Genomic DNA, 6,585 nt, shown 5'->3' with positions numbered 1-6,585 from the left:
GTCAGGCGCTCGGCCGGTCCCGCGGCGGGCTGACCACCAAGGTCCACCTCGCCTGCGACGGCCGGGGCCTGCCCCTGGCCGTCCTCGTCACACCCGGCGCCGTGGCCCGGGCCGCCTCCCGGCTGCCGGAGGCCCTCGACCCGCCCCCGGTGCCGCTGACCGCGCCCGAGCTGCCGCTGTGGCCCGCCGCGGCCGTACTGGCCGGGCTGCTCCCGGCCTTCGTCGCCCCCGTACCCGCCCCCCGAACCGACACCGACGCCGGGTCCGTCTCCCGCGCCGGGCAGACCCCGCCGGCGAAGGAGACGACTCGCGCATGATCCGCTTCGACCAGGTCTCCGTCACCTACGGGGACGGCACCGCCCCCGTCGTGCACGGGGTGGACCTCACCGTGCCCGAGGGCGAGCTGGTGCTCGTCGTCGGCCCGTCCGGCGTGGGCAAGTCCACGCTGCTGGGCACCGTCTCCGGGCTGGTGCCGCACTTCACCGGCGGCACCCTGCACGGCCGGGTGACCGTGGACGGCCGCGACACCCGCGAGCACCGGCCGCGCGAACTGGCCGATGTCGTCGGCACCGTGGGCCAGGACCCGCTCGCGCACTTCGTCACCGACACCGTCGAGGACGAGCTCGCCTACGGCATGGAGTGCCTGGGCCTGCCTTTGGACACCATGCGCCGCCGCGTCGAGGAGACCCTGGACCTGCTGGGCCTGGCCGATCTGCGCGACCGTCCCGTCGCCGCCCTCTCCGGCGGGCAGATGCAGCGCGTCGCCATCGGCTCGGTGCTGACCGCCCACCCCAGGGTGCTGGTGCTGGACGAGCCGACCTCCGCGCTCGACCCGGCCGCCGCCGAGGAGGTGCTGGCCGTCCTCCAGCGGCTGGTGCACGACCTGGGCACCACCGTGCTGATGGCCGAGCACCGCCTGGAGCGCGTGGTGCAGTACGCGGACCAGGTGCTGCTGCTGCCCGCGCCCGGCGCCGCGCCGGTGCTGGGCGAGCCGGCCGAGGTGATGGCGCTCTCGCCGGTCCGTCCGCCCGTCGTCGCCCTGGGGCGGCTGGCCGGCTGGTCCCCGCTGCCGCTGTCGGTACGGGACGCGCGCCGCAGGGCGGCCGGGCTGCGGGAGCGGCTGGACTCGCTGGAACCGCCCGCCGAACGCGCCGGGGCCGGTTCGCCGGACGGGTCCGGCGGCGAGCCGCTGGCCGAGGTCTCCTCGCTGTCCGTGCGCCGCGGCCGGACCACCGCCCTGGAGAAGGTGGACCTGACGGTGCGGCCGGGCGAGACGGTCGCGCTGATGGGCCGCAACGGCGCGGGCAAGTCCACCCTGCTGAACACCCTGGTCGGCATGTACGAGCCCGTGCGCGGCACCGTGCGCCTGGGCGGCGCGCCCGGCGCCGTGCCGCACCGCACCCGGCCCTCCGAACTGCTGCGCCGCGTCGGGCTGGTGCCGCAGGACCCGCGCGACCTGCTGTACGCGGACACCGTCGCCGCCGAGTGCGCCGGCGCGGACCGCGACGCGGGCGCCGGGGCGGGCACCTGCCGCGCCCTGGTCTCCGCCCTGCTGCCGGACGTCCACGACGGCACCCATCCGCGCGATCTGTCCGAGGGCCAGCGCCTGGCCCTGGCGCTCGCCGTCGTCCTCACCGCCTCCCCTCCCCTGCTGCTCCTGGACGAGCCGACACGCGGCCTGGACTACGCGGCCAAGGAGCGGCTGACCGGTGTGTTGCGCGCACTGGCGGACGAGGGCCACGCCGTCGTCCTGGCCACCCACGACGTGGAACTCGCCGCCGAACTCGCCCGCCGGGTGGTGATCCTGGCCGACGGCGAGGTCGTCGCGGACGGCCCGAGCGCCGAGGTCGTCACCTCCTCCCCCGCCTTCGCCCCGCAGACCGCGAAGGTCCTCGCCCCCCGGCGCTGGCTCACGGTCGGCCAGGTGCGGGCCGCGCTGGAGGAAGCGGGGGTGGGCGTGTGACCGGCACGCCGGGCGCCGCCGGCTCCGGGCGGGGCGGACAGGCCGGCCGCCAGGTGCGCGCCGTGCGGATCGGGCCGCGCTCCGCCGCTGCCCTGGGCATCGTCTCGGCCGTCGGCGTGGCGGCCTTCGGCTGGCCGCTGCTGGCCGACTCCGCCTCCGGACTGGCCCACTCCGGGGACGCCCCCTGGCTGTTCGCCGGGCTGCTGCCACTGCTGCTGGCCGTGGCGGTGGCGGCCGTCGCCGACACCGGGCTGGACGCCAAGGCCGTCGCGATGCTCGGCGTGCTGGCCGCGGCGGGCGCCGCGCTGCGCCCGCTGGGTGCGGGCACGGCGGGCCTGGAACCGATGTTCTTCCTGATGGTGCTCTCCGGCCGGGTGCTGGGGCCGGGCTTCGGGTTCGTCCTGGGCGCGGTGTCGATGTTCGCCTCGGCACTGCTGACCGGCGGGGTCGGACCGTGGCTGCCGTTCCAGATGCTGTCGATGGGCTGGGTGGCGATGGGCGCGGGCCTGCTGCCCGGTCCCCACAGCCTGCGCGGGCGGCGGGAGTTGGCACTGCTCGCCGCGTACGGGGCCGTCGCCTCGGTGCTGTACGGCGTGGTGATGAACCTTCAGGGCTGGCCGTTCATCGGCGGGCTGGCCAGCGGGATCTCCCATGTCCCCGGGGACCCGCTGGAGGTGAAGCTGGCCAAGTTCGCCGCCTACGTCCTGGCCACCTCCCTGGGCTGGGACCTGCCCCGCGCCCTGCTGACCGTGGTGCTCACCCTCACCGCGGGCGGCGCGGTGCTGCGGGCGCTGCGCCGCGCCACGCGGCGGGCGGCCTTCGATGCCCCGGCGTCCTTCACCGGTGCCCCGTTTGCGCGCGGCGAGGGCGGCAACGCGGAGAGTTGACAGCCCGAGCAAGGGGACACTCGTGGAAGGCGGGCCATGTCCACAGGTTTGATCATCACAGTGATCGTGGCGGCGGTCGTCGTCCTCGCGATCGCTCTGTTCCTCGCCAGGCGCGGCAGCGGACCGCACTCCGTCAAGCGCCGGTTCGGCCCCGAGTACGAGCGGACCGTCGCCCGGCACAACGGCGACGCCAAGGCCGCCGAGCGGGAGCTGCGTGAGCGGCTCCGGCGCCACGGCGAGCTGCGGACGAAGCCGCTGGCCGCGCGGGAGCGCGAGGAGTACGAGGCCCAGTGGGGCACCGTCCAGGAGCGGTTCGTCGACGCGCCGGTGGAGGCGGTCGTCTCCGCCGACCGGCTGCTGAGCCGGCTGGCCGAGGCACGCGGCTTCCCCGGCGGCGGATACGACGAGCAGGTCTCCGCACTCTCCGTGCACCATCCCCGGCGCGTCCAGGGCTACCGCGAGGTGCACGCCGTGGCCGTACTGGCCCGTGAGGGTCAGGCCGACACCGAGCGGCTACGCGAGGCGCTGGTACACGCCCGCGCTCTGTACGAGGAGCTGATGGAACGCTCCGCGCACGACTCCCGGGGCGGCGGGCGGCACGAGCACGGCCGCGACCACGAGCACGCGGGCGGTGCCGGACCGCGGGACCACGGCCGTCTCTCCGAGCGGCTGCACCTGCCCGAAGCGGTGCGCCGCCACGACACCTCCGGAGGCAGGGCATGAGCACGAACGGACACATCCCCTCGGAACGCCGGGCCCCGCTGGCCGACCGCGCCGGCCGGCCCGAATGGACGGACGACGCGCCCCCGGCCGACCGGACGGAGCCGGTGGCGGCCGTGGAGCCGGCGGAACCGGCCGGGGCCGCCGGCCGGGGGAACGGCCAGGCGCCGTCCGCCTCCTCCCGGGACACGCCGCCCGAGCCGCTCGGGAAGAGCGCCGGGACAGCCGCCGGAACGGCGGCGGAGACGGGACCGGGAACGCACACGGGGGCGAACGGACACCGCCCGGAGGGCGGGGGCGGCGGCAACGGCCTGCTGTCCCCCGAGGAGCGCGAGCGGTTCGGCAGGCGACTGCACGACGCGGTCACAGGTTTCGTCGACGGGCCGCGGCGCTCGGTCGAGGAGGCGGACGCCGTGTTCGAGGAGATCTCCCGCCGCATCGCCGAGGTGCTCACCGAACACCACCGCAGGCTGCGCGAGCCCTGGCACGGCGAGGACTCCGCCGAGCACACGGAGGAGCTGCGCAGGACGCTGCGGGAGTACCGCGACGCCGCGGACCGGCTTCTGCGGCTCTGACCCGAAGGCGCGGCCCGAGGACGGCGCACGGCAGACGGACACACGGCAGACGGACACACGGCCGTACGGCGTGCACGGCACATTCGCCGCACAGCACCGCAAGCCGGAACGGCCGCCGTGCCGCGGTCCCCGTGGACCGCGGCGGGAGGCACGATGGGGGCATGAGTATCGTGAAGATCAACGTTCTGACCGTCCCCGACGAGCAGCGGGAGGAACTCGAGCGGCGGTTCGCCTCCCGGGCCGGGGCGGTGGAGTCCTCCGACGGTTTCGAGTGGTTCGAACTGCTGCGGCCCGTGGAGGGGACCGACCGCTACCTCGTCTACACCCGCTGGCGCGACGAGGCCGCGTTCCAGGCCTGGATGTCGGGCCCGATGAAGTCGGCACACCAGGGCGGCGGCAGCGGCGCGGGCCGGCGTCCGGCCGCGGCCGACTCCACCGTCTGGTCCTTCGAGGTAGTCCAGCAGGCGGCTCCGAAGCCCGGAGGGGAGGGCTGACACACCCGGCCCCGGCCCCGGCGGGGCGCCCGGGGCCGGGCCTCCGGAAGCGTTCCGGGCGGGGCCGGGATGCACAGAAGTGACCGGCGGGCAAAAAGAGGAGCGGGGGCATCCAGTAGCCTCTGTGGCACTTTCCGAGGGAGGGGGAGCCCACAGTGGCGGATACACCCGTCTGCCCCGTATGCCACAGACCCGCGGACGACTCCGGCCGGGCGGGCTGCCGGTGCGCCGGGGTCGAAGTACTGCCACGGCCGGTGACACACCCGGACCGGGGGCCGGACCCGGCCGACCTGGCGATGTTCCCCGAGGGGGCCCGACCGGCGGACGACGACACCGCGCCCCTGCCTCTGGTGACCGGGGGCCGCTCCGCCACGCGCCACCGCCGCGTCGGGCGGGGCATGGCACTGGCGGTGGGCGGCACCATGGTGGCCGTACTGGGCTCCGGCATGCTCGCGACCGGACTGCTCACACGGGGGGACGACCCCTTCGACGACGCCCGGTTCGGCGATCGAGGCGGTGCTCCGAGCGCGGTGGTACCCACCGGTGGCGAGGAGGAGGAACCGCCCAGCCCCTCTCCCGGGGACTCCACCTCCCCGTCGGCCTCCCCGTCGCCCACGGCACTCCTCCTGCCCTCCCCCTCCCTCTCCGCCTCCGCGAGCCCCTCTCCGGGCCACACCTCTTCCTCGGCCCCCGCGCCCTCCCGCAGCGCCGAGACGTCCGCGAGCCGTTCCCCCGAGCCCTCCGCCTCCACCGCCCCGAGCACGGGCGGCCAGGACGGCGGCGGCCCGCCGCGCACGCTGCGCGAGGGCGACTCGGGCTCCGAGGTACTGGAACTCCAGCACCGGCTGTCCGCGGTGGGAACCTACAGCGCCCGGAGGCACGGCGTGTACGACCGCGAGGTCACCGAGGGGGTGGCCAGGTTCCAGGCCTGGTACGGGGTGCGGGGCGACCCGGAGGGTGTCTACGGGCCGCACACCCGGCGCACGCTGGAGAGGGCCACGCAGCCGAACTGAAGCCGGTGGACCGGCGGAGTGGCGCGAACACGGAATGCTTTGTATCGTAGAGGAACAAAGTGGCTCCGCCCGTTCCCCGTTCCTGACGACGGGGGCCCCTGACCCGGCGGGCGGGCCACTTGCCCCGCCTTCCAGTCGTTGGAGCCACCCGCCATGCCCTCGGACACCCCGGACGCCACGGACCCCCAGGATGGCCAGGACGCCCGGCACGCCGTGGGCACGCCCACCGCGGCACTGACGGCACGCGCGCTGCTGCTGGACATGGACGGCACCCTGGTCGACTCCGACGCCGCCGTGGAGCGCGTCTGGCGCGACTGGGCCGCCGGGCACGGGCTGGACGGGGACGAGGTCATGAGGGTGGCGCACGGCCGGCAGGGCTACGCCACGATGGCCGAACTGCTGCCCGACCGCCCGATGGAGGCCAACCACGCCGAGAACCGGCGCCTGCTGGAACGGGAGACCGCCGACACCGAGGGCGTGGTGCCGGTGCCGGGCGCTCCCGCCTTCCTCGCCGCGATCGAGGACCTCCCCCACGCGCTGGTGACCTCGGCCAGCGCCCCCCTGGCCACCGCCCGCATGAACGCGGCGGGTCTGCGGATGCCGTCGGTGCGGGTCACCGCGGAATCGGTCGGCGCCGGCAAGCCGCACCCGGAGGGCTTCTTGAAGGCCGCGGCCGAACTGGGCTCCGCGCCGGAGGACTGCGTGGTCTTCGAGGACTCCGGGGCCGGTGTCGCGGCGGGCCGCGCGGCCGGTATGCGGGTGGTCGGCGTCGGGCCCCGGGCGGCGGCCTTCGGCCCGACCGCCCATGTGCCGACGCTGGAGGGGGTGCGCGTGGAGCCCCTGCCCGGCGGCGGGCTGCGCCTGCACCTGACCCCCGGGCCCGGCTGAGCCCGAACCGCCCCCCAGACGCACGCCCCCCATCCGGAACCTTCC

The 6,585-nt window shown here is 76.1% G+C and carries 7 protein-coding genes and 1 pseudogene; all 8 read left to right on the top strand.

Features of this window, described 5'->3' with window-relative positions; all coding sequences use genetic code 11:
- Positions 1–317: pseudogene (locus tag LJ221_RS23960) on the top strand (IS5/IS1182 family transposase); the annotation flags it as partial.
- Positions 314–1,963, top strand: a complete 1,650-nt coding sequence (locus LJ221_RS12350; RefSeq protein ID WP_241716291.1) for an ABC transporter ATP-binding protein — start codon at positions 314–316, stop codon at positions 1,961–1,963. The pseudogene LJ221_RS23960 and the gene LJ221_RS12350, both read left to right, overlap by 4 nt.
- Positions 1,960–2,850, top strand: coding sequence for an ECF transporter S component (locus tag LJ221_RS12345; RefSeq protein WP_241716289.1), 891 nt, complete (start codon positions 1,960–1,962; stop codon positions 2,848–2,850). The genes LJ221_RS12350 and LJ221_RS12345 overlap by 4 nt, the downstream gene beginning before the upstream one ends.
- A gap of 36 nt (positions 2,851–2,886) precedes the next feature.
- The gene (locus LJ221_RS12340) at positions 2,887–3,573 is read left to right on the top strand and encodes a hypothetical protein (protein ID WP_241716287.1); all 687 of its coding nucleotides are present in this window, start codon (positions 2,887–2,889) and stop codon (positions 3,571–3,573) included.
- Positions 3,570–4,145, top strand: a complete 576-nt coding sequence (locus LJ221_RS12335) for a hypothetical protein (protein WP_241716285.1) — start codon at positions 3,570–3,572, stop codon at positions 4,143–4,145. Before LJ221_RS12340 ends, LJ221_RS12335 begins: the two co-directional genes overlap by 4 nt.
- 161 nt (positions 4,146–4,306) lie before the next feature.
- Positions 4,307–4,639: an antibiotic biosynthesis monooxygenase gene (locus LJ221_RS12330; RefSeq protein WP_241716283.1), complete on the top strand. Its 333-nt coding sequence runs from the start codon at positions 4,307–4,309 to the stop codon at positions 4,637–4,639.
- A 254-nt stretch (positions 4,640–4,893) separates the two neighbouring features.
- On the top strand, positions 4,894–5,652 hold the full coding sequence (locus tag LJ221_RS12325; RefSeq protein ID WP_241716281.1) for a peptidoglycan-binding protein: 759 nt from the start codon (positions 4,894–4,896) through the stop codon (positions 5,650–5,652).
- A 153-nt stretch (positions 5,653–5,805) separates the two neighbouring features.
- Positions 5,806–6,540 (top strand): HAD-IA family hydrolase, encoded by a 735-nt coding sequence (locus tag LJ221_RS12320; RefSeq protein ID WP_302851992.1) that lies wholly within the window; start codon positions 5,806–5,808, stop codon positions 6,538–6,540.
- Positions 6,541–6,585 lie beyond the last annotated feature (45 nt).

This window comes from Streptomyces sp. CNQ085 (assembly GCF_022614595.1).
GTDB lineage: Bacteria > Actinomycetota > Actinomycetes > Streptomycetales > Streptomycetaceae > Streptomyces.
The sequence above is the reverse complement of the archived record's forward strand: the minus strand, read 5'-3'. Positions and strand labels throughout refer to the sequence as shown.